This is a genomic window from Streptomyces sp. NPDC001604 (assembly GCF_042893475.1).
Lineage (GTDB): Bacteria > Actinomycetota > Actinomycetes > Streptomycetales > Streptomycetaceae > Streptomyces.
The window spans coordinates 149,062-175,525 of record NZ_JBIAUY010000022.1 but is presented as its reverse complement, the minus strand read 5'-3'; the positions used below and the strand labels follow the sequence as shown (position 1 = coordinate 175,525).

24 protein-coding genes and 1 pseudogene are annotated in these 26,464 nt (G+C 71.4%); 18 read left to right on the top strand and 7 right to left on the bottom strand.

What is annotated here, in order from left to right; all coding sequences use genetic code 11:
- Positions 1 to 21: 21 nt before the first annotated feature.
- From ACFY1E_RS40955 to ACFY1E_RS40945, 3 genes are all read right to left on the bottom strand, one after another.
- The gene (locus tag ACFY1E_RS40955) at positions 22 to 4,095 is read right to left on the bottom strand and encodes a molybdopterin-dependent oxidoreductase (protein ID WP_389085815.1); all 4,074 of its coding nucleotides are present in this window, start codon (positions 4,093 to 4,095) and stop codon (positions 22 to 24) included.
- A gap of 170 nt (positions 4,096 to 4,265) precedes the next feature.
- Positions 4,266 to 4,688 (bottom strand): hypothetical protein, encoded by a 423-nt coding sequence (locus ACFY1E_RS40950; RefSeq protein WP_389085812.1) that lies wholly within the window; start codon positions 4,686 to 4,688, stop codon positions 4,266 to 4,268.
- Between the two features lie 35 nt (positions 4,689 to 4,723).
- Complete coding sequence (locus ACFY1E_RS40945) at positions 4,724 to 5,260, bottom strand: DUF2231 domain-containing protein (RefSeq protein WP_389085810.1); 537 nt, start codon at positions 5,258 to 5,260, stop codon at positions 4,724 to 4,726.
- Between the two features lie 187 nt (positions 5,261 to 5,447).
- Here ACFY1E_RS40945 and ACFY1E_RS40940 point away from each other — a divergent pair, with 187 nt between their 5' ends.
- From ACFY1E_RS40940 to ACFY1E_RS40915, 6 genes are all read left to right on the top strand, one after another.
- Positions 5,448 to 6,098 carry a helix-turn-helix transcriptional regulator gene (locus ACFY1E_RS40940; protein ID WP_389085807.1) on the top strand — a complete coding sequence of 217 codons (651 nt, stop codon included), beginning with the start codon at positions 5,448 to 5,450 and terminating at the stop codon, positions 6,096 to 6,098.
- Between the two features lie 242 nt (positions 6,099 to 6,340).
- Entirely contained in the window at positions 6,341 to 6,952 is a 612-nt protein-coding gene (locus tag ACFY1E_RS40935; RefSeq protein WP_389085805.1) for a hypothetical protein, read from the top strand.
- Positions 6,949 to 8,283: a CopD family protein gene (locus tag ACFY1E_RS40930; RefSeq protein ID WP_389085802.1), complete on the top strand. Its 1,335-nt coding sequence runs from the start codon at positions 6,949 to 6,951 to the stop codon at positions 8,281 to 8,283. The genes ACFY1E_RS40935 and ACFY1E_RS40930 overlap by 4 nt, the downstream gene beginning before the upstream one ends.
- A gap of 61 nt (positions 8,284 to 8,344) precedes the next feature.
- Entirely contained in the window at positions 8,345 to 9,367 is a 1,023-nt protein-coding gene (locus ACFY1E_RS40925; protein WP_389085800.1) for a cupredoxin family copper-binding protein, read from the top strand.
- Between the two features lie 256 nt (positions 9,368 to 9,623).
- Entirely contained in the window at positions 9,624 to 10,139 is a 516-nt protein-coding gene (locus tag ACFY1E_RS40920) for a hypothetical protein (protein ID WP_389085797.1), read from the top strand.
- Positions 10,127 to 10,807, top strand: coding sequence for a plastocyanin/azurin family copper-binding protein (locus ACFY1E_RS40915; protein ID WP_389085795.1), 681 nt, complete (start codon positions 10,127 to 10,129; stop codon positions 10,805 to 10,807). The genes ACFY1E_RS40920 and ACFY1E_RS40915 overlap by 13 nt, the downstream gene beginning before the upstream one ends.
- A 16-nt stretch (positions 10,808 to 10,823) precedes the next feature.
- Here the strand turns inward: ACFY1E_RS40915 and ACFY1E_RS40910 are convergent, their stop codons facing one another.
- A complete protein-coding gene (locus ACFY1E_RS40910; protein ID WP_389085792.1) occupies positions 10,824 to 11,234 on the bottom strand; it encodes a hypothetical protein in 411 nt (136 codons plus the stop codon).
- A gap of 196 nt (positions 11,235 to 11,430) precedes the next feature.
- Between ACFY1E_RS40910 and ACFY1E_RS40905 the strand changes: the two genes are divergently transcribed.
- Both ACFY1E_RS40905 and katG read left to right on the top strand, forming a co-directional pair.
- A complete protein-coding gene (locus ACFY1E_RS40905; protein ID WP_389085790.1) occupies positions 11,431 to 11,868 on the top strand; it encodes a Fur family transcriptional regulator in 438 nt (145 codons plus the stop codon).
- Between the two features lie 23 nt (positions 11,869 to 11,891).
- Positions 11,892 to 14,087, top strand: a complete 2,196-nt coding sequence (gene katG, locus ACFY1E_RS40900) for a catalase/peroxidase HPI (protein ID WP_389085787.1) — start codon at positions 11,892 to 11,894, stop codon at positions 14,085 to 14,087.
- A gap of 21 nt (positions 14,088 to 14,108) precedes the next feature.
- Here the strand turns inward: katG and ACFY1E_RS40895 are convergent, their stop codons facing one another.
- Positions 14,109 to 14,873 (bottom strand): restriction endonuclease, encoded by a 765-nt coding sequence (locus ACFY1E_RS40895; protein ID WP_389085785.1) that lies wholly within the window; start codon positions 14,871 to 14,873, stop codon positions 14,109 to 14,111.
- A gap of 318 nt (positions 14,874 to 15,191) precedes the next feature.
- Here ACFY1E_RS40895 and ACFY1E_RS40890 point away from each other — a divergent pair, with 318 nt between their 5' ends.
- The 7 genes and pseudogenes from ACFY1E_RS40890 (at position 15,192) to ACFY1E_RS40860 (ending at position 20,350) form a co-directional block, all read left to right on the top strand.
- Positions 15,192 to 15,638: a DUF6153 family protein gene (locus ACFY1E_RS40890; protein ID WP_389085782.1), complete on the top strand. Its 447-nt coding sequence runs from the start codon at positions 15,192 to 15,194 to the stop codon at positions 15,636 to 15,638.
- 96 nt (positions 15,639 to 15,734) lie between these two features.
- A complete protein-coding gene (locus ACFY1E_RS40885; protein WP_389085780.1) occupies positions 15,735 to 16,655 on the top strand; it encodes a hypothetical protein in 921 nt (306 codons plus the stop codon).
- A gap of 110 nt (positions 16,656 to 16,765) precedes the next feature.
- Complete coding sequence (locus ACFY1E_RS40880; RefSeq protein WP_389085777.1) at positions 16,766 to 17,455, top strand: metal-dependent hydrolase; 690 nt, start codon at positions 16,766 to 16,768, stop codon at positions 17,453 to 17,455.
- Positions 17,455 to 18,027 (top strand): helix-turn-helix domain-containing protein, encoded by a 573-nt coding sequence (locus ACFY1E_RS40875; protein WP_389085775.1) that lies wholly within the window; start codon positions 17,455 to 17,457, stop codon positions 18,025 to 18,027. Before ACFY1E_RS40880 ends, ACFY1E_RS40875 begins: the two co-directional genes overlap by 1 nt.
- Positions 18,028 to 18,064: 37 nt before the next feature.
- Entirely contained in the window at positions 18,065 to 19,474 is a 1,410-nt protein-coding gene (locus tag ACFY1E_RS40870; RefSeq protein ID WP_389085772.1) for an alpha/beta hydrolase, read from the top strand.
- A pseudogene (locus ACFY1E_RS40865) lies at positions 19,471 to 19,910 on the top strand (FAD-dependent monooxygenase); the annotation flags it as partial. The gene ACFY1E_RS40870 and the pseudogene ACFY1E_RS40865, both read left to right, overlap by 4 nt.
- Before the next feature lie 14 nt (positions 19,911 to 19,924).
- Positions 19,925 to 20,350, top strand: a complete 426-nt coding sequence (locus tag ACFY1E_RS40860; RefSeq protein WP_389085770.1) for an iron-containing alcohol dehydrogenase — start codon at positions 19,925 to 19,927, stop codon at positions 20,348 to 20,350.
- Positions 20,351 to 20,356: 6 nt separating this feature from the next.
- Here ACFY1E_RS40860 and ACFY1E_RS40855 read toward each other — a convergent pair whose 3' ends face one another.
- Positions 20,357 to 21,289 (bottom strand): LysR family transcriptional regulator, encoded by a 933-nt coding sequence (locus tag ACFY1E_RS40855; RefSeq protein WP_389085767.1) that lies wholly within the window; start codon positions 21,287 to 21,289, stop codon positions 20,357 to 20,359.
- Between the two features lie 199 nt (positions 21,290 to 21,488).
- Here ACFY1E_RS40855 and ACFY1E_RS40850 point away from each other — a divergent pair, with 199 nt between their 5' ends.
- Genes ACFY1E_RS40850 through ACFY1E_RS40840 form a run of 3 tightly spaced genes read left to right on the top strand, consistent with a single transcriptional unit; the run spans position 21,489 to position 24,855 of the window.
- Entirely contained in the window at positions 21,489 to 22,730 is a 1,242-nt protein-coding gene (locus tag ACFY1E_RS40850; protein WP_389085765.1) for an acyl-CoA dehydrogenase, read from the top strand.
- Positions 22,727 to 23,299, top strand: a complete 573-nt coding sequence (locus tag ACFY1E_RS40845) for a flavin reductase family protein (protein WP_389085762.1) — start codon at positions 22,727 to 22,729, stop codon at positions 23,297 to 23,299. Before ACFY1E_RS40850 ends, ACFY1E_RS40845 begins: the two co-directional genes overlap by 4 nt.
- Before the next feature lie 26 nt (positions 23,300 to 23,325).
- Positions 23,326 to 24,855 (top strand): long-chain fatty acid--CoA ligase, encoded by a 1,530-nt coding sequence (locus ACFY1E_RS40840; RefSeq protein ID WP_389085760.1) that lies wholly within the window; start codon positions 23,326 to 23,328, stop codon positions 24,853 to 24,855.
- A 243-nt stretch (positions 24,856 to 25,098) separates the two neighbouring features.
- Here ACFY1E_RS40840 and ACFY1E_RS40835 read toward each other — a convergent pair whose 3' ends face one another.
- A complete protein-coding gene (locus tag ACFY1E_RS40835; protein WP_389085757.1) occupies positions 25,099 to 26,427 on the bottom strand; it encodes a class I SAM-dependent RNA methyltransferase in 1,329 nt (442 codons plus the stop codon).
- Positions 26,428 to 26,464: the final 37 nt, after the last annotated feature.

Genomic DNA, 26,464 nt, shown 5'->3' with positions numbered 1-26,464 from the left:
GGATCCAGGGTAGTCCGCAGGTCAGTACACGTCCCTGACGTAGCGCTTCTCGCTCGCGAGTTGTTTGACGTAGGCCGCCGCGCCCGTCTCGTCCAGGCCGCCGTGCACCACGGCGATGTCGCGCAGGGCCTGGTCGACGTCCTTGGCCATGCGGGAGGCGTCGCCGCAGACGTAGAAGTGGGCGCCGTCCTGGAGCCAGGACCACAGCAGCGGGCCGTGTTCGCGCATCCGGTCCTGGACGTAGACCTTGGCGCGCTGGTCGCGGGAGAAGGCGGTGTCCAGACGGGTCAGGGTGCCGTCGGCGAGGAAGGCGGTGAGCTCCTCCTCGTAGTAGAAGTCGGTGGCCCGGTGCTGCTCGCCGAAGAACAACCAGCCGGGAGCACGGTGGCCGAGCGCGCGGCGCTGTTCCAGGAAGCCGATGAAGGGGGCGACTCCGGTGCCGGGGCCGACCATGACCATCGGGGTGGCGGGGTCAGCGGGCGGGCGGAAGTGTGCGGAGCGCTGGACGTGCACCGGTACGGGGGTGTCCTGCTCGGCGTCGGCCAGGAAGGGGGAGCAGACGCCCTGGCGGGGGCGGCCGTGCAGGTTCTCGTAGCGGACGACGGAGACGGTCAGCGAGACCAGATGGGGGTCGGTCAGCGGGCTGGACGATATGGAGTACAGGCGTGGCTGCAGACGGCCCAGCGCGTCGGCCCACTCCTGGGCGTCGGCCCCGACCCGGTGCTCGGCGATCACGTCCACGGCCTGCCGGCCCCAGGACCACTTCGCCAGCTCGCCCTTGTTGTCGGGGCGCAGCAGCTTCTTCAGCTCCCGCGGGTCGCGGGCCCGTTCGGCGACGAAGCGGAGCAGGTCGGGGCTGAGGCGGGTGATGTCCAGGTGCCGGAGCAGGGCCTCGCCGAGGGGGACCTCGCCGGCGCCCTTCACCTCGACCGCCGTCTCCGCGTCGAGGCCGGTGACGGTCAACCACTCGGCCACCAGCTCAGGGGAGTTGAGGGGCCGGACGCCGAGTGCGTCGCCCGCCTCGTAGAGCAGCGGGGTCTCGCTGTCGCGGGTGTCGAAGGTGAACCGGCGGACCTCCTTTGCAGCCCCGGGGGGGCTCAGCAGACGGTTGCCGGTGAGGCGGGCGGTGACGGGAGCGGGTTTCTTCGCCCGCGGGGCGGGGGCCGCCGGAGTCGGGGCCGGGCGTTCCGGCGTACCGGACAGGGCGGTGAGCACCTGGACGAGCCAGGCGTGTGCCGCGTCCTCGTAGTCGGGTTCGCAGTCCGTGCGCGGGGCGAGGCGCAGTCCGCCGAGCTCGTCGAGGCGCTGGTCGAGGCGGCGGCCGTGGCCGCAGAAGTCGTCGTAGGAGGAGTCGCCGAAGGCGAGCACCGCATAGCGCCGCCCGTCCATGCGCAGGGTGTCGGACGCGGCCAGGGACTCCCAGAAGCCGCTGCCGTTGTCGGGGGCGTCGCCGTCGCCGAAGGTGCTGGTGACCAGGAGCAGGTCGGCGCCGGCCGGCAGCGCGGCGGGGTCGGCCTCGTCCATGCCCAGCAGCGAGGCGGCGTGTCCGTCGGACTTGACCCGCTCGGCGACGGCGGCGGCGAACTCCTCGGCGTTGCCGGTCTGCGAGGCCCAGAGGATCACGACCTCACGGCCGGGTGACGACGTGGCCGGTACGGCGGTGTCGGCGGCCCGCGAGTACATGCCGGCCAGCACCCCGTTGACCCACAGGGCGTGCTCCGGGCTGAAGGGCGCGGAGGGCGGCAGCACCGGCACACCCGGGGCGCCCGAGGAGATGCCGGCGAGGAACCCCACGAGGTACTGCCGTTCCTGCGCGGTGAGCACGGGCGGCGGGGCGGGCGCGAGACCGAACGGGCCGGAAGCGGGTGCCGCAGCCGGTACGGCCTCAACTTCCGCTTCCACGACCGAAGTTCGCACTGTCACCGGCGTCGACACCTTGGTCAGCGACACCGCGCACACCTTCAGCTCGGGCTGGAAGGACAGCGGGTCGACGGCGTCGCTCGTGACGGCGTTGACGCTCAGGTACTCGCCGAACAGGTCGTTCCAGTGGAACGGCGCGAAGCAGCTCCCGGGCCGCACCCGGTCGGTGACCAGCGCGGGCAGCAGGGCCCGACCGCGCCGCGAGGCGACCTCCACCGAGTCGCCCTCGGTGATGTCCAGTCGCTCCGCGTCCTGCGGGTGGAGCTCCACGAACGGCCCGGGGTTGAGCTTGTTCAGCTTGGGCACCTTCGCCGTCTTGGTCAGCGTGTGCCACTGGTGCTGCAGCCGCCCGGTGTTCAGTACGAACGGGTAGTCGTCGTCGGGCATTTCTGCGGCCGGGAGGTGCGGGCGGGCGAAGAAGGCGGCACGGCCGCTCGCGGTGGGGAAGGTGAGGGAGCCGTCCTCGCCGACGTAGCGGATCGGGTTGCGGTCGGGCCCGTCCTCGCTCGCGGCGGGCCACTGCACGGGGGTCTCGCGGAGCCGTTCGTAGGTCACCCCGCGCAGGTCCCAGCCGGTCCTCGGGTTCCAGGCCTGCTTGATCTCCTCGAAGATCTCCTCTGCGCTGTCGTAGGAGAACCCCTTCTCGTAACCCATCTCCCGTGCGACGGCCGCGATGATCCGCCAGTCCGCCGTGGCCTCGCCGGGCGGGTCGGCGGCGGGCCGGGCGAGGGTGAGGTTGCGCTCGCTGTTGATGAGGACGCCCTCGGTCTCGGTCCACAGAGCGGCGGGCAGGACGACGTCGGCGTACGCGTTGGTCTCGGTGTCGGCGAAGACGTCCTGGGTGACGACGAACTCGGCGGCCTCCAGGCCCTCGATGACCGTCTTGCGGTTGCCGACGGAGGCGACCGGGTTGGTGCAGATGATCCAGCAGGCCTTGATCTCGCCGTCGGCCATCTTCCTGAACATCTCGACGGTGCCCTTGCCGACCCCGTCGGCGCGGATGGTGCCGGGTTCCAGTCCCCACAGCTCCTCCACGAACGCCCGCTCCTCGTCGACGAGCACGGACCGCTGGCCGGGGAGCCCGGGACCCATGTAGCCCATCTCGCGGCCCCCCATGGCGTTGGGCTGGCCGGTGAGGGAGAAGGGGCCGCTGCCCGGCCGGCAGATCGCGCCCGTCGCCAGATGCAGGTTGACCAGGGCGTTGGTGTTCCAGGTGCCGTGCGTGGACTGGTTGAGGCCCATGGTCCAGCAGCTGGTCCACTCCCCCGCCTCGCCGATCAGCCGGGCGGCCTCCCGGATGTCGTCCTCGGGGATGCCGGTGATCGCAGCGACGGTGGCGGGCGGGTAGTCGGCGAGGAAGGCGGGCATCTCCTCCCAGCCGTCGGTGTACCGGGCGATGAACTCGGCGTCCGTGTGCCCGTTCTCGTGGAGGAGGTGCAGCAGGCCGTTCAGCAGGGCCAGGTCGGTTCCCGGGTTGATCTGCAGGAACAGGTCGGCCTTCGCGGCGGTGGCGGTGCGGCGCGGGTCGACGACCATGAGCTTGGCGCCTGCCGATTTCACCCGTTCCATCATGCGCAGGAAGAGGATCGGGTGGCAGTCGGCCATGTTGGAGCCGATGACGAGGAAGAGATCGGCCCGGTCGAGGTCCTGGTAGGAGCCGGGCGGTCCGTCGGCGCCGAGCGACAGCTTGTAGCCGGTGCCCGCACTGGCCATGCACAGCCGCGAGTTCGACTCGATCTGGTTGGTCCGCACGAACCCCTTGGCCAGCTTGTTCGTCAGGTACTGCGCCTCCAGGCTCATCTGTCCGGAGACGTAGAAGGCGATCGCGTCCGGCCCGTGCTCGTCGACGATCGCGCGCAGCCTCCGGGCCGTCTCGCTGACGGCCGCGTGGAGGGCGTCCGGTACGGGCTCCTCGCCCCGGTCGTGCCGGACGAGGGCCGTGGTCAGCCGCCCGGGGGCGGCGAGCAGGTCGGCGGTGGTCGCGCCCTTGGTGCACAGGCGGCCGAAGTTCGCGGGGTGCTCCTTGTCGCCGGACGCCTTCAGGACCGTACGGCGGCCGTCCGGTCCGAACCCGACGTCCAGCACGATCCCGCAGCCCACCCCGCAGTACGAGCAGACCGTCCGCACCTTCGTCGCCGTCGTCGTGTCGGTGTTCCGCGAGTCCGGCGCGGCCACGGGCACCCCCTGCCTCTCATGATCGTCCCGTACGGGTGGCGCTTCCGTGACGGTACGAAATGCCCATTACGCGGGTGTCTCCTGGGCCGGTCATCAGGGGTTACGCCGGGCGCACAGGTGCCGGGCGGGCGGTGTGAGAGGTCTTCCGGGAAGGATCAGTGCGTGAGAGGTCAGCTGCCGACTCCGCAGGCCGCCAGCAGCACCAGGACCAGGGTGGTCGCGCCGAGCAGGCCGTGGGCGGCGACGACCGGCACGGGCAGGTGCCGTTCGGCGGGTGTCATCGCCTCGGTACCAGCAGGGGCCGCGCGGTACACGGGGATCCAGCGGGCGAGCAGGGTGAAGCCCAGCAGGGCGACGGCGACGAGCACGCCGAACGAGGTCCAGGCCAGGGCGTCCTTGTCGGCGGCGAGATAGACGATCCAGACCACGAGCCCGGCGGCCGCCAGCAGGAAGTGCCCGAAGACCAGCGGCGCCGGGAAGCGGGTGGTCCCGGTCTGCTGCTGGCGCAGCCCCCCGCCGGAGATCCAGCGGACGAGGAGGACGAATCCACCCAGGGCGGTGACGATCCAGGCGACGAGAGCGGCGATGTCCATGTCCGGCTCCAGTGGCTCGGGCCCCGTGGTTCTGGTCAGGGCGTCGTACGGGTCCTGCGGTACCCCTCCGTCTGCACGGACTCGGCGGCCACGCGGACGCCGTAGCGGTAGGCGAGCTTGCCGCCCAGGTATCCGGAGACACCGAGGGCGGCCAGGGCGACGGCGGAGAGTGTCAGCTGCCCGTTGCCGACACTCTGCCCTCCCGCGTAGCCGTCGCCCTGACGCCAGGCGAAACCGGCCGCGTAAGCCGCGGTCACGGCGAGGTTCAGTGCCATGTGCACCAGCGCCGTACGGAAGGCCGGTGTCCCGGTGGGGATGGCGAACAGGTCGAGGAAGCCGACGCTCGCCGCGGCCAGGGCGCCGAGCACACCGATCGCGATCAGCCAGGCCGAGCCATGGGTCAGGAAGCCCGGCGGGTCGACGATCTTGGAGGCGATGTCGAAGACCAGGCTGCACACCCAGGCCCCGATCGGCACGGTGACCAGGATCGGATGGAACGGATGCCCGTACGGGCCTGCCAGCGCACCGCTGACCGGCTGCTTCGCCTGACGTAGCTCACTGTCGACCGTCATGGGGCCACCTCGCACGAGAGGTATTTCACCAACAAGTGTTGGTCTTATTTCGCCGAGGGTCAAGAGAAACCAGCCCGTCCGGCGCTTGAGAACGAGGCCGTTCAGGTCGAAGCGGGGGTCTGGGGGCGGCAGCCCTCAGCGAGGGGCACACCACCGCCGAGTGCCACATCGGCGTTACGGTTACCTCGTGACCGGCTCAGACCCATTCGCCGCACTGGCCGTCCTCGGCGACGAGTCACGGCGCCGGCTGCTGGAGTTCGTGCGGCGGGCCCGGCGGCCGGTGACCCGGGAGGAGGCCTCGGCGGCGGTCGGGATCTCCCGCAAGCTCGCGGCCTTCCACCTCGACAAGCTGGTGGCCTCGGGCCTGCTGCAGTCCCGGCACGGCGGCCACGGCCCGCGCCGGGTCGGCCGCGCCCCGAAGGTGTACGAGCCCACCCCGCACACCCTCTCCCTGAGCCTCCCGCCGCGCCGCCACGACCTGCTGGCCTCGCTCTTGACCGAGGCCCTGACGGCGCAGAAGCAGGGGGAGAGCGCGCAGGAGGCGGCTTTGCGCGTGGCCGGGGAGAGGGGCGAGGCCGTGGGCGCCGAGGCCCGGGACGGCGATCTCATGGCCACCCTGGAATCGCTCGGATTCGAGCCCGCCGAGGAGGGAGCCGGGCGCACGGTGCTGCACAACTGCCCCTTCCATCCGGTCGCCGCCCAGGCCCCGGATCTGATCTGCGGCATGAACCAGGCCTTCCTGCGCGGCTGTCTCGCCGCGTCCGGTCATCCCGAGACGACTGCCGTGCTGACCCCGCAACCCGGTATCTGCTGCGTCGAGTTGCACACCGAGCGATAACAACCGGCAGGAGTCGACAGGGAAATGCCGTGCGCGTTCGAATTCACGGTCCCTTCGTTTTCTCCACGGAATACCACCGGAATGCAATGCGTGCATTGGGGCGGGGAGGTCCGATCTCACAGTGATCCCCCGGCCGGAAATGAGGCAACGAAACGACCGATTAACTGACGCGTAGCGGACGGGAATCGTCACGACGGTGCACTCCTGGTCACCGCCGTTCACGCACAGCGTCAGGAGGGACCATGTCCTTCTTTGCCAGGGGATCCTGGCCAGCAGACCATCGCGACGAGATCGTCGCGGGCGCGCTCGTCGCGGCCGTCGTCGTGGTCCTCGGATACGCCTCGGGCATCGGCGCCCAGGCCCCGACGACCATCGACACCGCGTCCCCGCCCGCATCCGAGACCTCTCCGCAACCGCACCAACCCACGGCCCGCTCCGCAACCGGACCTCCCGACACCGCCGCCGGGAATTACGGCTCCGGTTCGGCGGGCGGCTATTGGCCGGGCGGCAACGACGCCGGAATTCCCGTGGGGGGTGGCATGCCCACCGGCGGGGAAAGCGGCCACGGTCACGGTACGGGCGGATCGCACGGCGGATCCACCGCCGGGCCCTCGCCCTCCCCCACTCCGACGCCCACGCCCTCGGACAACTGCGACGAGGGTGAAGTCCACCTCGTACAGCCCCTGTTGAACGGCGTGGTCACTCCGGTCACCGGCCTGCTGGACGGGCTCCTGACCCCGGCCTCCCCGAGTCCGTCGCCCTCCCCGTCCCCGTCGTCGTCGGCCGGCGCCCTCTCCTCGCTGTGCGTCGGTGTCGCCGCCTCGCCCTCGGTCGTACCGGAGGTGCTGCCGTGAGACGCCGCGCCCCGTCCCTGCTCGCCCTGCTCCTGACCGCGCTCGCGGCCCTGCTGTTCGCGGCACCCCCCGCCTCGGCCCACACGGAGTTGAAGTCCTCCGCGCCGAAGAACGGCGCCCGGCTCCTGCACACCCCCGCCACCGTGCGGCTCACCTTCAGCGAACCGGTCGAACCGGCCGACGTGCACATCAAGGCGGCCGGCAAACCGCTGGCCGTGTCCCGGGACGACCACGGCAAGGACGCCATCGAGGTCACCGTCCCGAAGATCTCGGAGCGGGAACGGAGCAAGGACCGGGGCGATCTCACCCTGGTATGGCAGGTACTTGACATGGAGGACGGCCATCTCACGTCCGGGACGCTCTCCTTCCGCCTCAGCGCGAAGCCGGGCCACCCGGCCGAGGCGGCGGCGAGCCCGGAGCCGTCCGAGGCGGTGCACTCCGCCTGGGTCGCCGTCCGCTGGGCCGGCTATCTCGCCCTCGCCCTGTTCGTCGGCGGTCTGGCGTTCCTCGCACTGCTCTGGCCGCAGGGCGCGTGGGACCGTCGTACCCGCCGCGTCCTCACCCTCTCCTGGGCCGCCGGTCTCGCGGCGAGTCTGCTCGCGCCCGGACTCCAGGGCGCCTACGGAACGATGGGCACGCTCGGCGCCGTGTTCCGGCCCGGAACCTATACCGACCTGTTGAACACCGAGGTCGGGGTCGTGGCCGCGTGCCGGGTGCTGATGTGGGTGCTCGCCGCCATCGCGCTGGCCGCCCTGCTGCAGGGCGGGGACCGGGCCGCACGGTCGCCCGGCTGGCGCGTCGGCGCGCTCGCCGTCGGCCTCGGACTGCTGCGGACGACGAGCATGACCGGCCACAACTCCGAGGGCACGCACCCCGGTTGGGGCGCGGTGGCCGACCTGGTCCATCTGCTCGGCGTCTCGCTGTGGCTCGGCGGTCTGACGGTGCTGCTGTTCGGGGTGCTGCCCCGGCGCCGCCCCGACGAGCTGTCGGCCGTCGTGACCGGCTACTCCACGCTGGCCGGGGTGTCCGTCGCGGCGATCGTGGCGGCGGGGGCGGTGCTGACCTGGCAGGTGGTCGGGTCGTTCGACGCCCTGTTCCACACCGGCTACGGGCGGCTGCTGCTGGTCAAACTCGCCGTACTGGCCGCCGTGTTGCTGATCGCCCAGCGCAGCCGCGGCTGGGTGCGGACGCGGCTCGACATCGCCGTACTGCTGCGCGGCGACCGCGCCACCGTGCGGCCCTTCGTCCACTCGGTCGCGGCCGAGACGGGGCTCGTCCTCGTCGTACTCGCCGCGACGAGTCTGCTGGTCACGTCCGCTCCCGGCCGCTGACCCGCACCCCTGTCCCACCCCTCTCCCCTCACCAGGGAACTCACAAGGGAGAAGCACCACCATGCACACAGAGGAAACCACCGCACCCGCGCCGCACCATGGGCGTTCCCGTGCGGGCAACCGGGTGCTGCTGGCCACCGGTCTCGGCGCCGGTCTCGCCGCCGTCGCGGGCCTGGGGCTGCTGCAGGCGTCCGCCGGGGCCGCGGCCCCGCAGACAGCGGCCCCTGCGGCCGAGGCCAAGTCGATGTCGGACATGGGCCACTCGTCCGGCAAGGCCGCGGCGGCCGACCACACCATCGAGATCAAGAACTACAAGTTCGCCCAGCCCAAGCTGACGGTGAAGGTCGGCGAGACCGTGAAGTGGGTCAACGAGGACTCCGCCCCGCACACCGTCACCACCACCAGCGGCCCGGCCAAGTTCGACTCCGGGACCCTGCAGAAGGGCGACAGCTGGTCGTACACCTTCACCAAGGCCGGGACGTACCAGTACTACTGCGCGGTCCACCCGGACATGACGGCGTCGATCACCGTGGTCGCGAACAGCGGCGGCGGCTCGGGCGGCTCCACCGGGGGCTCGACCGGAGGCAGCACCGGCGGCTCGACCGGAGGATCCACCGGCGGCTCGACGGGCGGTTCCACCGGCGGCTCCACGGGTGGCTCGACCGGTGGCTCCACGGGCGGTTCGACCGGTGGGGGCAGCAGCTCCGGCGGTACCGGTGGCGGCGACGGCGACTGCGTCAGCGTCCAGCAGGTCCTGCTGCCGATCCTGCAGCACATCAACAAGGCACACCTGGAGGAGTCCCCGGGCCAGCAGGTCCAGGACGCGCTCAAGCTGGACAGCTACCTCAAGATGCACACCGTCTGGCTGGAGTCGATCCTCACCCCCGCGGTGAACGGCACCGGCAGCGTCGCCGACGACACCCTCGGGGTCCTCCTGCAGCACATCAACAAGGCGCATCTGGAGGAGTCCCCGGGCCAGCAGCTCGCGGACATCCTCAACCCCGACGCCTACGTGAAGATGCACACGGTCTGGGCCGAGCACCTGCTCGCTCCGACCGAGAACTACGTCACCAACTCCTGCTGAACCGACTCCTGTCGGCTTCCTCCAGCAGGACGCGGCGGGGGGGGGGCGGGGGGGGGGGGGGGGGCCGGCCCCGGGGGGGGGGCGCCCCCCCCCCCCCCCCCCCCACACACCCAAAACCAACAACCCCCCCCCCCACCCCCCTGGGGGCCCCCCCCCGGGGGGGGGGGGGGGGGGCGGGCCGGGCCCCCCCCCCCCCCCCCCGCCGCTCGCTCCATTCTCCCCGCCCGTCACTCCGCTCGCCCATCGAGGTGCCGAGATGACCACCGAGACCCAACCCACCGCCGTCCTGCCCCCGGCCCGCCCGGGCCCCGACTGGCTGCCCGACCCCGGCACCTACGGCGCCGCCCCGGACCGGTGCATCGCCGAACTGACCGCCCGTTTCGGCCCGTTGACCACCCTGCGTCGCCGTCTCACCGCCCTGGACGCGACGCTCACCGTGGCGCCCGACTCCGACGACTGCGTGCTGAGCCTGGAGCTGGCCGGCCGGCCCCTGGGCGGCAGGGTGCTCACCTTCGTCAGCACCAGCCTCACGCCCACGGACGAGGCCACCCGGCTGCACGTCCCCGGCGAACTCGCCCTGGCCGGTGAACCGGCCCAGGCCCTCTTCGGCTTCCGTGTCGTCGAGCGCACCGCCGACCGGCTCCTGGTCCTCGGCACGCTCCGGCTGCCGTACCGCCCCCTGCGCCGTAAGACCGGCCTCGCCCTGCCCCGCATCCGTCCCGCAGACCGCATCCGGCTGCTCGTAGCCGCGGAGTTCACATGCACCGTCTGACCGCCCTCCTCGGCGCCCTCTTCCTGGCGGGCGCCGCGCTCGTCCTGCCCGCCCCCGCGGTGCAGGCGGCCGCCGGCCACCAAGTCCTCATGTCCGGCTACGCGTTCTCGCCCCGCACCCTGACCATCACCGCCGGGGACACGGTCACCTGGACCAACCAGGACCAGGCACCCCATGACGTCAAGACCACCTCCGGGCCCGCCTCCGTCCACTCCCCGATGCTCAACAAGGGCGGCAGCTGGAGCCACACGTTCACCACGCCGGGGACCTACGGCTATCTCTGCACCGTGCATCCGGGCATGACGGCCCAGCTCGTCGTGGAGGCGGCCGCCGCGCCCGCGCCCACCGTCCAGCAGCACCAGCACAAGACGCCCGCCGCACCCACCACCCGGACCGCCGGTGCGATGCCGTCGTCCATGCACATGAGCCACAGCGCCGAGGCCGCCCCCGGAGCCGCCACGAGCCCGTCCCCCTCGCCCACGGCCCCGGCATCCTCCCCCGCGGCGGCACAGCCCGCCGTGGACAACGCGGCCTCCGCCATCCGTCCCCTCAGCCCCCTCCTGCTCCTCACCGGCGTCGTGGCAGGCGTGGCCGTCCTGTGCCTGCTCCTGGTCGGCTCCCGCTCGGCCGCCGCCGCGTCCCGGAACGAGGAGGCGGGGAGGGGCTGACCTCGCACCGGGCCTGTCACGCCCGGCGCAGCACCACCAGCACGACCAGCAGCACGGTTGCGCCCGCGCTCGTCCCGTGGGCGACGACCGCCGTCAGCGGAAAGTGGCGCTCCGCGGTCCGTGCGCCCCGGGAGTGCCGGCCCGAACTGGGCAGCCGGCGCAGCAGCATCATGAAGCCGAACGCGGCGACGACCAGCACCACGGCGCAGGCCGCCCAGGCCGTGCCCCGGACCGCGCCCGCCAGGTAGGCCGTCCAGCAGGCCAGACCGGCGACGGCCGGCACGACATGCCCCACGACGAGCCACAGCGGCAGCCGCGTCACCCCCGGCGTGCGCTGCCGCAGGCCGCCGTGGCGGATCCACACCGAGGCCAGATAGCCGCCGAGCCCCGCGGTCAGCAGCCACGCGCACAGAACGAAGACCCTCACGCGCTCCAGCACAGTGCAGGGGACGAGCACAGAACGGACATCCATTCACTGATTCACCCGTAGGCGTGAACAGTGGTGCGAACCCCTTGCCGGCCATTGATCTGCGTGGGTTCCCCCCGAGGTCATCGGCCGGCCACCAAACCTGTCTCATTCGTTTTCTTGAATCATTCGTGTTTGTGCGGGTAGCTTGGGCGCCATGACTTCACCCCAGACTCCGACCACCGCCGAGGAGCTGCGCGGTGCCGGCCTGCGGGTGACGGCCGCCCGCGTCGCGCTGCTCGAGACCGTCCGCGAGGGTGACCACCTCGGTGTCGAGGCGATCGCCTCGGGCGTGCGGGACCGCGTCGGCCACATATCCCTGCAAGCCGTGTACGAGGCGCTGCACGCCCTCACCACGGCCGGACTCGTACGTCGCATCGAGCCGCCGGGCAGCCCGGCCCGGTTCGAGGGCAGGGTCGGGGACAACCACCACCACCTGGTGTGCCGCTCGTGCGCCGTCGTCCTCGACGTCGACTGCGCGGTCGGTCATGCCCCCTGCCTCACCGCTTCGGACGACCGAGGCTTCGCGATCGACGAGGCCGAGGTCATCTACTGGGGCCTGTGCCCCGACTGTTCCACCGCTCGCACGGCCTGAGCACCAACCCCGGAAGGATTCCCATGTCTGAGAACAACGCCGCTGAAGCGAAGTGCCCGGTGGCGCACGATCGCGCTCTGCACCCGACACAGGGCGGCGGAAACCGCCAGTGGTGGCCTGAGCGGCTCAACCTGAAGATCCTTGCCAAGAACCCTGCCGTGGCGAACCCCCTCGGTGAGGAGTTCGACTACGCCGAGGCGTTCAACAGCCTCGACCTGCCGGCCGTGAAGCAGGACATCGCCGCGATCCTGACGGACTCCAAGGACTGGTGGCCGGCCGACTTCGGTCACTACGGCCCGTTCATGATCCGTATGGCCTGGCACAGCGCGGGCACCTACCGCATCAGCGACGGCCGTGGCGGTGCCGGCGCGGGCCAGCAGCGCTTCGCCCCGCTGAACAGCTGGCCGGACAACGGCAACCTGGACAAGGCCCGCCGTCTGCTGTGGCCGGTGAAGAAGAAGTACGGCAAGAGCCTGTCCTGGGCCGACCTGATGATCCTCGCGGGCAACGTGGCGCTGGAGTCCATGGGCTTCAAGACCTTCGGCTTCGGCGGTGGCCGCGAGGACGTGTGGGAGTCGGAGGAGGACGTCTACTGGGGTCCCGAGAAGGTCTGGCTCGACGACCAGCGCTACACCGGCGACCGTGAGCTGGAGAGCCCGCTCGGCGCCGTCCAGATGGGTCTGATCTACGTCAACCCGGAGGGCCCGAACGGCAACCCGGACCCGATCGCCGCGGCCCGCGACATCCGCGAGACCTTCCGCCGCATGGCGATGGACGACGAGGAGACCGTCGCCCTCATCGCCGGTGGTCACACCTTCGGCAAGACCCACGGCGCGGGCCCGGCCGACCACGTCGGCCCCGACCCCGAGGCCGCCCCGATCGAGGACCAGGGCTTCGGCTGGAAGAGCACCTACGGCTCCGGCAAGGCGGGCGACGCGATCACCTCCGGCCTGGAGGTCACCTGGACCGCCACGCCGACCCAGTGGAGCAACGGGTTCTTCAAGAACCTCTTCGAGTACGAGTACGAGCTCACCGAGAGCCCGGCCGGCGCGAAGCAGTGGGTCGCGAAGGACGCCGAGGCGATCATCCCCGACGCCCACGACGCGTCGAAGAAGAAGCTCCCGACGATGCTCACCACCGACCTCTCGCTGCGCTTCGACCCGGTCTACGGTCCGATCTCGCGCCGCTTCTACGAGAACCCGGAGGAGTTCGCGGACGCCTTCGCCCGCGCCTGGTACAAGCTGACCCACCGTGACATGGGTCCGAAGTCCCTGTACCTCGGCCCGGAGGTCCCGGCGGAGACCCTGCTGTGGCAGGACCCGCTGCCGGAGGCCGAGGGTGAGCCCATCGACGCCGCCGATGTCGCGGCGCTCAAGGCCAAGCTGCTGGAGTCGGGTCTGTCCGTGGCCCAGCTGGTGTCCACGGCGTGGGCGTCGGCCTCGACGTACCGCAACAGCGACAAGCGCGGCGGTGCCAACGGCGCCCGTATCCGCCTGCAGCCGCAGGCCGGCTGGGAGGTCAACCAGCCCGACGAGCTGGCTCAGGTGCTGCGCGTCCTCGAGGGCGTCCAGCAGGAGTTCAACGCGAACTCCGGCGCGAAGAAGGTCTCCCTGGCCGACCTGATCGTCCTCGGTGGTGCCGCCGCCGTGGAGAAGGCCGCCAAGGACGCCGGTCACGACATCGAGGTGCCCTTCACGCCGGGTCGTGTGGACGCCACGGAGGAGCACACCGACGCGGAGTCCTTCGCCGCGCTGGAGCCCACCGCCGACGGCTTCCGCAACTACCTGGGCAAGGGCAACCGCCTGCCGGCCGAGTACCTGCTGCTCGACAAGGCCAACCTGCTGGGTCTGAGCGCCCCCGAGATGACCGTCCTCGTCGGTGGTCTGCGCGTCCTCGGCGCCAACTACCAGCAGACCGCGCACGGCGTCTTCACCGACACCCCCGGCAAGCTGACGAACGACTTCTTCGTCAACCTGCTCGACCTGGGCCACACGTGGTCGCCGGTCACCGAGGACCAGACGGTCTTCGAGTGCCGTGACGACGCGACCGGCGAGGTCAAGTGGACCGGTACCCGTGCCGACCTGGTCTTCGGCTCGAACTCCGAGCTGCGTGCGCTCGCCGAGGTCTACGCGGCCGACGACGCGAAGGAGAAGTTCGTGAACGACTTCGTCGCGGCGTGGGTCAAGGTGTCGAACGCGGACCGCTTCGACATCGCCTGATCCGCGCGGTCACCCACTCGGTCACCGAGCAGGGCCACTGACGTCCGGGCCGTCCCTCAGGGGGCGGCCCGGGCGTCGCCTTTTGCGCCCGTACGTCTTCCGCCACCGCGCCAGGTGACGGGCATCGCCCTGTCCGTGACCGCTGACCCCCATCAGCGAGGGCAACGGGGCACCGCTGTTCCACGCCCCGAGCAGGTCGCGGCTGACGGCGACGATGCCGTTCCTGACCGCGAACTCCATGGCCTGCCTGCTGAACCGGGTCGTCGTCACGAACACCGCGACGTCCGCCCCGAAGTGCACCTTCGACCCGAGCAGATCCCGTACCTCCCGGCCGGCGATGGCGGCACTCGGCGTATACCGCTTGCACTGCACGACCATCGTCCGCCCGTCCGGCAACCGCCCGACCACATCGGCCCCTTGGTCACCCGAGCCGCCGACGCGCCGCACCGCACGGCACCCGTCCCTGCGGCACAGCGCGGCGACCAGCTCCTCGAACTCCGTACCGCTCATGGCGTCCACTTCGGCCAACGACCGATGCCCGGCGGCGACCGCGTCCTGCTGCCGCCACGCCCGGTCCCGGCCGCGCAGGATCCGGTCCGTACGCCACAGCCACCAGCCGAGGCCGCCCAGAGCAGCCGCGACGACGACCCCGACGACGTACATCCAGATCGCCGACCAGAACACGGCCAGCACCAGCAGGCCGGCCAGACCGGCACCCGCCCGGCGCGAGAGCGCGTCCCGTCGCGCCGCCCGCCGCCTCTGCCGTCCCTTGCGCTGCGCGGCCATCCGCATCACCCCCCGATCCCTCACAGGCAGTGTGAACAGGGCCGGGACCGGCGGAAAGACCGCATACCGGCCACGACGGCGGTTGAGCAGTCCGGCCGCGGCGAGCGGAAGGGCGGCGATGTCGTAGGCGAAGGCTCACCGCCTTCCCGCGCCGCCGGCGGCAGCTACCGGGTCTTCGCCGACTTCACGCCCCGCGGCGGCGAGAGCCTCACCCTCGCACCAGGCACGTACCAGCTCGCATCAGGCACGTACCAGCCGGCACCGCTGCCCGCCCCCGCCGACTTCGGCGCGGTGCGCCCGGCTGCGTAAGGTGAACCCGTGATTGCCACGCAGCCCGCCCCGGGCACGGCCGGAGCCCGCCACCGCAGAGTGGTGCGGCCGGCCGTGCTGGTTGCGGTGCTGCTCGGGCTGTTCCTGATGCACGGCGGCCCCGCCGCGGCCGCCGGCGGCTGCCACGGGGCCATGGCGGACACGGCGGTCACGCAACCGGCGCGGACCACCATGGCAGCGCACTGGGCCGACCACTCCAGGACGGCGGGCGACAAGGCGACCACGCGCGCGGACGAGACCATGCGGGGCGCGCTGTGCCTGGCCACCCCGCCCCGCTCGGCGATCCCGCTGCCGCCGCTCGCCGCGGCCGCCTTGATCTTGCCCGTCGCCGCCCTGCTGCCACGAGCCCCGCGGGCGTACACGGGCACCCGCCGCAGGGGACCACCCCTGGGCGGACGCGAACTCCTCCTCCAGGCGTGCATCGCACGGACGTGACGAGCCCCCCGGACACCGGCTCACCGCCGTGGTCCGGCCCGGCTCCCACGTTCGTCATTCGCGCCGCTTCACGGCGCCCACCTGGAAAGACACCTCATGTCCAAGCGCTCTCGGACGCCCCGCCGCCTCCTCATGGCGGCCACCACCACCTCGGTACTCACGCTGGCGCTGGCCGCCTGCGGCTCGGGCACCGGCTCCGGCCACAGCTCCGCCATGCCCGGCATGGACCACGGCAACAGGCCGTCCTCCACCGCACCGGCCGACGCCATGGCGTCGATGCCCGGCATGGACACCGCCGCCACCGGCAACGGCCTGGCCGCCGCCCGGGACGGCTACCGCATGACCTCAGGCACCACCGGCCTCCCCGCCGGCCGGTCGGCCGACTACCGCTTCACCGTCACCGGCCCGGACGGCAGGCCGGTCACCGACTTCACCGTCGACCAGACCAAGCGGATGCACTTCTACGCCGTCCGCACCGACCTCACCGGCTTCCAGCACCTGCACCCCACCATGGCGCAGGACGGCACCTGGACCGCGCCACTCGCCGCGCTGAGGCCGGGCACCTGGCGGCTGTACACCTCCTTCACCCCGGCCACCGGCTCGGGCGAGGGCAAGGACTTCGTCCTCAGCCGCACGGTGAAGGTATCCGGCATGCCGATGCCCACGGCCCTGCCCAAGGCGTCCGGCACCACCACCGTCGACGGCTACACGATCGCGGTGAAGGGCGACCTGACGGCCGGTACGGCCGGCCGGCTGACCGCCACCGTCACCGAGAACGGCAAGCCGGTCACCGACCTCCAGCCCTATCTGGACACCTACGCCCACCTCACCGCCTTCCACCAGGGCGACCTCTCCTTCGCCCACCTCCACCCGGAGACGAAGGTCAACGGTGACCATGGCGGACCGACCCTGACCTTCCACGCCGAGTTCGCCCAGCCCGGAAACTGGCGGCTCTTCCTGCAGTTCCAGACCGCCGGGAAGCTGCACACCGCAGCGCTCACCCTCCACGTGAACTGACCGCCGCACCCGTCGAAGGCCGTCCCGTCTCCCTGCCGGGGGGACGGGACGGCCCCTACAGGATCGTTCGTTATAGTGAACGTAGAGTTCATCAAGATTAGTGAGGTGTCATGCAGGTCGCCGCCTACTACGCGGACACGTACGAGGAACGCGCCCAGACCCGGGTCGCTGCCCTGGGTGAACACGAGGGCACACCGTGGGTGGCCGTCGAGCACTGTCTGTTCCATCCCCAGGGGGGCGGTCAGCCGGCCGACCGCGGTTGGGTGGACGGTCACGAGATCGTCCCCGTACGGGATCACGACTCCGGGCTGGTGGTGTCGGTGGCCTGCGGTGAGACGGTGCTGCCGGTCTTCTCGGTCGGGCAGCCGGTCGCGGTGCGCATCGACCTTCCGACGCGCCTCGCGCATGCCGCCCTGCACACCGCCGGCCACCTGATCGAGGCGGCCGGACGGGCACAGGGCTGGGTGCCGGCCGCCAACAACCACTTCCCCGGCCAGGCCAGGATCGAGTTCACCGCGCCGACGCCGGACGCCCGCCTGGGCACCCCGGCGGGCAGGGAGGAGGCCACCGAGGCCCTGCGGACGGCGGTCGCCAAGGCCATGGCCGAGGACCTTTCCGTGACCTGGGAGAACGACGCCGAGGGGCGCCGCATCGTTCACCTGGGCCAGCTGCACTCGGCTCCGTGCGGTGGAACCCATGTGCGCAGCCTCGGCGACCTCGCCGACGTCGTACTGCCGACACTGAAGGTCAAAAAAGGCCGCATCCGCGTCTCCTACGGCGCCACCCACCGGGAGCTGTGATGACGCCACCGGAGGAGCGCCGGCCCGCCAGCAGCACCGCGATCGCGGTCGGTGCGCAGATCCGCCGGCGCCGCGAGCAGCGCGGTATGAGCAGCGCCGAGCTGGCCCGCAGGGCGGGCCTGGGCAAGGCGACGCTGTCGAAGCTGGAGGCCGGGCGGGGAAACCCGACGATCGAAACCCTCGACGCGCTCGCGATCGCCCTGCGCATCCCGTTGACCGACCTCCTGGCCCGCGACACCGACCCGGGGCCGGTGTTCGTACCCGGCACCGACCTGGCCGACGGCGAAGTGGGACGCGAACTGCTGCGCCGCATCAGCAGCGGCAACAGCCTGGAGATCTGGCGGCTGCGCATGCCCCCGGGCACACACCTGGACGGCGTACCCCACGCGACCGGCACCATCGAGCACCTGCTCGTCTCCTCCGGCCACCTCACGGCCGGGCCCGCCGACGCGCCGACCGACCTGCACCCCGGCGACCTGCTCGCCTTCGCGGGCGATGCCCCGCACGTCTACCGCACGGGCCCCGAACAGGCCGACGTCACGGTCGTCATCGCCTCTCCCCTCATCACCTGAGATCACCAACCGGCACGGAACTGCCGTGCCACGGCCAGTGGCGAGCACACGTCTGCCCTCCCGAGACCACCAGGGGCCCGCCTCGACCAGGTCGGCCCCCGTTGGAGGACGCCTCTCCGACACCGACCCGCAGCACAAACTGCCGGTCGTCGAGCAGTTGAAGGCCGCGCTCTGCACCGACGCCCTGGTCACCCTCGCCGCCACGCGCACCTTCCCGGTGAAGCAGCCGCCCTCGGGGACGCTGATGAGCGCCATGCATCACGGCGTCCCCAACCGGCATTGGACCGCCCCGGAGCCGGTCACCAATAGTGCTGGGCATGGGCGCAGACGCCGTGACGGAGGTTCGACGATGACCATCTCCCCCACACCCGCAACCACCGAGCCGGGCCGTGCCGCCCCGCCGTTGACGATCAGCGAGCAAGGCGCGTTCTGGATCGGTGTCGGGCGCAAGCCGACCGAGGCCGGGACCGCCGCCGAGGCCGCGATGTACGTCCAGTACCAGATCCCGGCCGATCTCCGGCATCCGCTGCCCGTGGTGATGGTCCACGGGGGCGGCGGCCAGGGCACGGACTACCTGTCGACGCCGGACGGACGCCCCGGCTGGGCCACCCGGTTCCTCCAGGCCGGATACGCCGTGTACGTGGTCGACCGTCCAGGTCACGGGCGCTCCCCCTACCACCCCGATGTCCTCGGACCCATCGAGGGCGCGGCGCCGACGTACGAGTTCATCCGCTGGCTGTTCTGCGAGGGGGCGGGACGACCTGGCAGCCAGTGGCCCGGCAGCGGCGAGATCAGCGACGACCCCGCACTGGACCAGTTGATGGCGAGCCAGGGCCCGACGCTGCCCACCTTCGCCGAGAACGAGGAGCAGATGCGGCGCTGCGGGGCCGAGTTGCTGGACCGTATCGGACCGGCCGTGCTGATCACCCACTCCATGGGAGGGCCGTTCGGCTGGCTGGTCGCCGATGCCCGGCCCGGGCAGGTGAAGGCCGTGGTCTCCATCGAGCCGATCGGGCCACCGTTCACCGAACTGCCCGGCCTCGGAAAGCTGGAGTGGGGGCTCACCGCGGCCCCGATCACTTACGAGCCGCCGGTACGGACCCCGGAGGAACTGCACCTCCGGCTGCGCGAGGCGGGGGGCGACGGGCTGCAGGACTGTCTCGTCCAGGACGAAAAGGCAGGCGCCGTGCGGTCCCTGCCGGGGCTCCAGGGCTTCCCGATCGCCGTGGTCGCGGCCGACCACTCGCCGTTCGCGTCGTTCCAGCACGGTGTCGCCGACTACCTCGCACAGGCCGGTGCCGACGTCGAGTTGCTGCGCCTGGCGGACCTGGGGCTCACGGGCAACGGTCACCTGCCCATGGGCGAGAAGAACTCCGACGACGTGGCCGAGGCACTGATGACCTGGCTGGACAAGCGACTGGCGGATGGGGAGGAAACGTCCCGATGACAACCGTGACAACCGTGCCGACCGTCGAGACCGAAGTGCTCGTCGTGGGCAGCGGGCCCGCGGAAGCAAGCGCCGCACTGGCGTTGAGCACCTAGGGCGTGCCGAACGTCATGGTCACCCGCCCGCTGCTCACGCCTCGCGGACACGCACCCGGGCGCACATCACCAACCAGCGCACCATGGAAGTGCTGCGTGACCTGGGTGTCGAAGAGGATGTGACCGCCCAGGCCACGCCGCAGCATCTGATGGGCAACACCGTCTTCTGCACCGCCATCGCGGGCGAGGAGCTCGCTCGGCTGAGGTCCTGGGGCAACGAACCACTCGTGCAGGCCGCGCACGAGCTCGCGAGCCCCACCCGCATGTGCGACATGCCGCAGCACCTCATGGAGCCGGTGCTCGTGAACGCAGCCGTAGCACGCGGAAGCCGACTGCGGTTCGGCCCCCTCGGGGCATGACGCGCAGCCGCGCGCTGTATGGGGCGTGGCTGCGCGGCGCCTGTCTCGGCGCGACCACCATGGGGCTGCACCACAAGCTCTGCCATGTGCTCGGCGGCACCTTCGACCTGCCGCACGCCGAGACACACGCCGTCGTCCTGCCCCATGTGCCGGCCTTCAACGCGCCGGCGGTTCCCGAGGCACTGGCGGCGCTGCGCCGGGCGCTCGATGTCCCGGATCCGGTACGGGAGTTGCACGAGCTGGGCGAGCGTCTTGGCATCCCTCGATCGCTCGCCGACCTGGGCCTGACCGCCGCCGACGTGGACCGTGCGGTCGAGGTCGCTCTCGGGGCGCCGTACGCGAATCCCCGCCCGGCCTCCGCCGACGGTCTGCGCGCCGTCCTGCACGCGGCCTGGGCGGGCGAGCCACCGTACGGCGGCTGACCGCTCCTACCGGGCGAGTTCGGCGTACGGAACGCCGGTCGCGCGTCGGGCCACCCGGCGTGCGACCTCGGCGAACGCCGGGGCGGCGGGCGAGTGGCCCGTCCTCGGATAGGCGACCGCGGCCACCGCGTGGAGGGGCTTTTTCGGAGCGACGGCCTCCACTCCCGGGTGGTGCGGGAACATCCGGGTGCCCGACAGCGGCATCAGTCCCACCATGTGCTGGTAGGCGATCTTCGAGGTCATGTCCAGGACCGAGCGGGCGTGGGAGCCGACTGTCGGGGCGTCGTGGTCCCCGTGGCGTCCCCCCACCCACAAGTCGTCGCCCGGGTGGGGGGTGACCCAGGGCTGGTCGTAGACCTCGGCCATGTCCACCGCGGCGGCCGAGGCCAGCGGGTGCCCCTTCCACAGCGCGAGGGAAACCGGCTCGGTGAAGATCGGTACGCGGGTCAGGCCCGGCATGTCGACGTTCAGACACAACAGCGCCACGTCCCACTCGCCGGCCAGCAGCGGGGCCTGCCCCTGGTGGAAGTCCGCTTCGTGCACCCGGATCGTGGCTCTGGGATACCGCTCGCAGAACGCCTCGATGACCGGATGCGTCAGCTCCGCGAGAGCCACCCCGTAGAGCGCGACCCGCACCTCGTCCCGTCGCCTGGCCCTCATGGCGTCCGCGGCGGCGGCGAGCCGGTCGGCATCGGCCAGTACCTCGCCCGCCCGTTCGAGCAGTTCCGCGCCGTCGGCGGTGAGCGCCACATGCCGTTTGTCGCGGTCGAACAGCTGGACGCCCAGCTCACGCTCAAGGGCGGCGATCGATCGCGTCAGCGCGGGCTGGGTGAGGTGCAGACGCTCGGCAGCGACCCGGTAGTTCAAGGTCTCGGCGAGCGCCGAGAAATGGCGCAGGCTCCGGAGTTCCACTCCGCCCTCCAGAAAGGCGAGGTCCACGGCGTTGTGGTCCGCGCCAGGTTACAGCGCGCTTCCCCGCACGTCACCAGGCGGAAATGTGCGGCATTCCCGCCCCCCTCCGACCTGCTGTGATGCACGGCACTTATCAAGCCCGCCGCTACCGGCATTGGACGGTCCTTCGCCGCGCTGCCAACACTCCCTTCAGGCCGACCCAGAACAGCAGCGGATGGGGTGCGAATTGTCCGAGACAACCGAGGCAGCCGAGAAAATCATCGAGATTCCGCAGCCGGAGCCGGACCTGACACCGGAGGAACTGGTGCGCCGGGCCGCAGGCATGAGGGCCTGGCTGCGTGATCACCAGGACGAGACCGAACAAGGGACCGGTATCTCCGAGGACACGCACAAGGCGTTCCTGGAGGCGGGTTTCTACCGGTCCCTCCAGCCACGCCGCTTCGGCGGCTACGAGTTCGACCTGCGGACCTACTCCCGGATGGTCACCGAGGTGGCCCGCGGCTGCCCGTCCAGCGGCTGGAACCTGTGTCTGGCCGCCTCCCACAGCCTGGTGGTGGCCGGCCGCTTCCCCGAGAGCACCCAGCGCGAGGTGTTCGGGCCGGACGGTGACTTCCGGGCCCCGCTGCCGATCGCCCCGAGCGCCACCGCGACGAGGACCCCCGACGGGTACCTGGTCAAGGGCCGCTGGGACTACGCCTCCGGGGTCAACGTCTCCACGCACTTCCTGGGTGGCGTGCTCATCATCGACGAGGAGGGCGGCATGCCCGTGCCGGGCATGGTGCTCGTGCCCTCCGGCTGGCGGATGCTCGACAACTGGGGCGAGATCCTGGGCTTCCGCGGCAGCGGCTCCAACAGCGTCGTGGCCGAGGACGTCCTCGTACCGTACGAGTACGTGTCCAGGACCCACCTCACGGCGAGCGACGTCACCGACGGGCCGGGTGTGGAACTGCACGGCAACCCGATGTACGCGGGCCGGCTGATGTCGTTCTTCAACATCCAGCTGTGTTCGATCGTGGCGGGCACCGCCTGGGCCGCGGTCGACGAGTACCGGCGGATCATCACCACCAAGAACAGCCCGCTGCCGCCCTTCAAGCCGCGCAGCCACGATCCGGAACACCAGCGCAACCTCGGCCTGGCCACGGCCCTGGCCGACAGCGCGCAGCGGATCATCCTGTCGGTCGCCGACGACTACATCACGTACGCCGCCCGGGGCCTGGCAGGGGGTGAGCCCTTCTCCGAACTGGACGACCAGGCCCTCTCCGTCACGGCCCGGCAGTCCGGCCAACTCGCCTGCCAGGCCGTGGAGATGCTGGCCGCGGCCAGTGGCTCCAGCGCGCTGGCGAACGGCGAGCGCATGCAGCGGTACCTGCGCGACGTCGCCACGTACAAGACCCACATCAACGCGCAACACGGCTCGTGGGCTACGGCGTACGCCCGTTCTCTGCTCGGGCTGGAGACCCGGGCGTGAACCGGCAGACGCCCGCCGCGACGGCGCCCGGCGGTGGCCCGGCGGACGACCCCGGCTTGTTCCGGCACGTGCTCGGCCACTACCCGACGGGTGTCACGGTGGTCACCGCCAAGGAACCCGACGGCACCCCGGTCGGCATGGTGATCGGCTCGTTCACCTCGGTGTCCCTGGACCCTCCGCTCGTCGCGTTCTTCCCCGGCTGCTCCTCCACGACCTGGCCAAGGATCATGGCCGGCGGCGCCTTCTGCGTGAACGTGCTGGCCGCCGGCCAGGAGGGCCTGTGCCGGGAGGTCAGCGCCAAGGCACCCGACGTCTTCGACCGCCACCCGTGGCGCGGCGCGGCCTCGGGCAGCCCCGTCCTGGCGGGCGTCGCCGCCTGGATCGACTGCGACATCGCCGACGTGTGGACCCTCGGCGACCACTACTTCGTCCTCGGCCGCGTCCGGGAACTCGGGGTGGAGAAGACCGGCGCCGCACCGCTGGTCTTCTCCCGGGGGCGGCTCGCGCCTTTGCCACCCCGCCGGGACCACGACGCATCCGCCGACTACACCTGGCCCGACTGGCTCTGAGAGCACTGAGAGAAGAGAGACGCACCATGCGCAATCAGGGGCTCGGCTCGTGGCCCGCGCGGCGCGCCCGCATGGCACCGGAGGCCACCGCCGTCGTGCACGATGGCGGATCCCTGTCCTACGGAGAGCTGGCCGCGCGCGTGACGCGGCTCGCTCACGCTCTGCGTGCCCTGGGGGTCGGACACGGCGACCGGGTGGCCTACCTCGGCGCGAACCATCCGGCCCTGGCGGAGACCCTGTTCGCCGCGAACGCGCTGGGCGCCGTCTTCGTCCCGCTCAACACCCGCCTCGCGGCACCCGAGTTGGCCTTCATCCTGGGCGACTCGGGAGCGTCGGTGCTGGTGTTCGCGACCGAACTCACCGACGTCGTCGACGCGTTCAGGGACGACGTCGAGGTGAAGCACTACGTCGAGGTGGGGAAGGCGTACGAGGAGCTGCTCGCGAGCGCGCCGGACAACCCCCTGGACGAGACGGTCGGCCTCGACGAGGTGTGCATGATCCAGTACACCTCGGGCACCAGCGGCCGTCCCAAGGGCGTGATGCTCACCCACGCCAACATCGCCTGGAACTGCTTCAACATGCTGCTGGACGTGGACATCGCCTCCGACGACGTCGCTCTGGTGGTGGCACCGATGTTCCACACCGCCGCCCTCAACGCCGTCTTCCTGCCGGGCTTCCTCAAAGGAGGGAAGTCGGTGCTGATGCGCGGTTTCGACCCGGAACGGGTGCTGGACGTCATCGCCGAGCGCCGGGTGACGAGGATGTTCGGCGTGCCCGCGATGTACCAGGCCATGGCCCGGTCGTCGCGGTGGGCGACGGCCGACCTGTCGTCGATCCGGATCCTGCAGTGCGCGGCGGCACCCGTACCCAAGGCCCTCATCCACACGTACCAGGACCGTGGCCTGACCTTCCTCCAGGCGTACGGCCTGACCGAGACCGCCCCCGCCGCACTGGGCCTGCGCGCACAGGACAGCATCCGCAAGGCCGGCTCAGCAGGCACACCCTGCTTCTTCACCGACGTACGCGTGGTGCGGCCCGACCTCACCGATGTCGCACCGGGCGAGGTCGGCGAGGTGATCATCGAGGGCCTCAACGTGATGAAGGGCTACTGGCAGTGGCCCGAAGCGACCAAGGACGCCTTCGTCGAAGGAAGTTGGTTCCGCTCCGGAGACGCGGCCACCGTCGACGAGGAGGGGTACGTCACGATCGTCGACCGACTCAAGGACATGTACATCTCCGGTGGGGAGAACGTCTATCCGGCCGAGGTCGAGCAACTCCTCTACCAGCATCCCGCGGTCGCCGAATGCGCGGTGATCGGCGTACCGGACGAACGATGGGGCGAAGTGGGCAGAGCGCTGGTCGTGCCCCGCGCGGGCGCCGACGTGTCGCCCGACGACATCATGGACTCCCTGTCCGGCCGACTCGCCAAGTACAAGCTCCCCAAGTCGCTCGTCCTCGTCGACGCCCTGCCCCGCAACGCCACCGGCAAGATCCTCAAGGCCCGCCTGCGCAGCCAGTACGGCTCAATGCCGGCCCGCGGCGCCGAGGAGGCATGAGGCCAGGGGACCCGAAAACGCCGGGTGGCGGCTGATCCACTTCGACCTCACGGTCGCGAAAGGGGCACGGAGGCCGTTCGCCGACGCGCTTCCCCTCACCGAAGCCCAGCGGCGACGACCTGACGTCCCATCAGAACGTGCGTCAAATGTGCGCCGGAAGAGCCTCGCGTGCGTCAAACATGCGTCGAGACATCGCCCGTAACGCCCACGGCGCACATCACACACACCCGCTGAAACAGCAGGTCAGGAGCCCTTTGCCGCCGGCTCAAGGATGGCAACGCACTCCAGGTGATGCGTCATCGGAAACAGATCGAACGCCCGCAACGTCCGCACCCGGTACCCGCCGTCCCGGAAGTACGCCAGGTCCCGCGCCAGTGCCGCCGGGTCGCAAGCCACGTAGGCGATTCGGCGGGCGCCCAGGGACGACAGGTGGGCGACCGTCTGGCGGCCGGCGCCCGATCGCGGGGGGTCCAGGACGATGAGGTCGACCTCGGTGATTCCGGTGCGCGGCAGTACGGCCTCGACCTTGCCCTGTTCGATCCGCACCCGCTCGAAGTCGGCGAGGTTGTGCCGGGCGTCCTCGACGGCCCGCTTGCCGGACTCGATGCCGAGGACCGCGCCCTTGTCGCCGAGCCGGTCGGCCAGGGCACCCGCGAACAGGCCCACACCGCAGTACAGGTCGAGCGCCATCTCACCCTTGCGCGGCAGCAGACCCTGCATGACCGCGGTCACCAGGGTGTCGGCGGCCTTCGGGTGGACCTGCCAGAAGCCTCCGCTGCCGACCCGGTACGTACGGCCGTCCGCGCGCTCTCGGACGAAGGGACGGCCGTGGACGCGGTGCACCCCGCCGTCCTTCTCCTCCACCCGCATCACGGACACCGGCTTGTCCAGCTCGACGATCGGCAGGCGGGCGCCCGGCTTCGGCGTGAGGATCACCTGGCGGTCCTGCGATCCCGTCGCCGCGATGGCGTCGATCGACGCCATGCCCGCCCAGTCCCGCTTCTCGATGCCCAACTCGCTGACGCCCTCGGCCGCGATCATGCAGTGGTCGATCGCCTCGACCTCGTGCGAGCGGTGCCGGCGCAGACCGGCACGGCCGTCGGCGTCCACCGCGTACTGCACCCGCGTCCGCCAGGCAGGCACCTCGCCCGCGGGCAGCTTGTCGCCCTCGGCCGGCATCACCGTGCCGTCCCAGCCGGCCTCCTCGGGCGTCAGGCCCGCGAGCCGCTGCAACTGCTCGGCGAGCACCTCGCCCTTCAGCCGCCGCTGAGCGCCCGGCTTGGCGTGCTGCCAGTCGCAGCCGCCGCAGCGGCCGGGGCCGGCGTAGGGGCAGGGCGCCTCGATGCGGTCCTTGGAGGCCGAGAGGACCTGGACCGCGTCGGCGCGCAGGAATCGGGCCCCCTCCTCGCCCTCCGTGACCTGGGCCACTACCCGCTCACCGGGGAGCGTGTGCCGGACGAACAGCACCTGGCCGTCGGCGGTACGGGCGATGCAGTGCCCGCCGTGGGCGACGGGGCCGATCTCGACCTCGTACTCCTCCCCGACCAGCGACTTCTTCGGTTCTGCCTGCATGGCGGGGTGACTCCACAACATCGAAAGGGAATTGGCG